Source organism: Monashia sp. HAY1-2A (genome assembly GCF_056755315.1).
The window spans coordinates 1-279 of record NZ_JBNDHY010000373.1; the positions used below are offsets into that span (position 1 = coordinate 1).

1 protein-coding gene is annotated in these 279 nt (G+C 60.9%); it reads right to left on the minus strand.

The features are described from left to right. Window positions 1–244: class I tRNA ligase family protein (locus ACPYOM_RS22345; protein ID WP_481347642.1), on the minus strand; the 244-nt coding region annotated here is incomplete at its 3' end. Window positions 245–279: the final 35 nt, after the last annotated feature.

The window sequence follows — 279 nt, forward strand, 5'->3', positions numbered from 1 at the left end:
CCTGGAACTCACCGGAGTTGCGGTCCGCGAGCTCCTGAGCCGTGATGCCCTCCGCCCGCGCCGTCTGCTGCATCTTCTGGCCGTGTTCGTCGGTGCCCGTCAGAAAGAAGACATCGCGTCCATCGAGGCGCTGAAAGCGCGCCAAGGCGTCCGTCGCGATCAACTCGTAGGCATGGCCGATATGCGGCTTGCCGTTCGGGTAGGAAATCGCGGTCGTAATGTAGAAGGGCTTCTTGTCTGTCATGGCGGCCATCGTGTCCGGCTTACTCTCTAAAAATG